Below are 495 nucleotides of genomic sequence, written 5' to 3'. Positions count from 1 at the left end.
GGGGCAAGCAGGATGTGATCTTCGCTGGCGGCTGCGAGGAGCTGGACTGGACGCTCTCCGTCCTGTTTGACGCCATGGGCGCCATGTCGACTGATTTCAACGAGACGCCGTCACGGGCGTCGCGCGCTTATGACGTCAGGCGGGACGGTTTCGTCATCGCCGGCGGCGCCGGCGTCGTCGTGCTCGAGGAACTGGAACATGCCAAGGCGCGTGGCGCGCGCATCTATGGCGAGATCGTCGGCTATGGCGCGACTTCGGACGGTTACGACATGGTAGCTCCCTCCGGTGAGGGCGCGGTGCGCTGCATGAGGATGGCTCTGCAGGGCGTGAAGGCCAAGGTCGACTACATCAACCCTCATGGCACCTCGACCCCGGTCGGCGATGCCAAGGAGATCGAGGCGATCCGCGAGGTTTTCGGCGCCGGCGAGAAGAGCCCGCCGATCTCGGCGACAAAGTCGCTGACCGGCCACTCGCTGGGTGCGACCGGCGTTCAGG

At 66.1% G+C, this 495-nt stretch carries 1 protein-coding gene; it reads left to right on the top strand.

The features are described 5' to 3' along the window. Positions 1-495 (top strand): beta-ketoacyl synthase N-terminal-like domain-containing protein (locus tag AB4Y92_RS25585; protein ID WP_441822170.1); only part of this gene is annotated, 495 nt, incomplete at both ends.

The sequence above is a fragment of the Lysobacter sp. TAB13 genome (genome assembly GCF_052113885.1).
GTDB lineage: Bacteria > Pseudomonadota > Gammaproteobacteria > Xanthomonadales > Xanthomonadaceae > Lysobacter > Lysobacter gummosus.
Note: the sequence above shows the minus strand (reverse complement) of the source record. Positions and strands in the feature narration are given on the sequence as shown.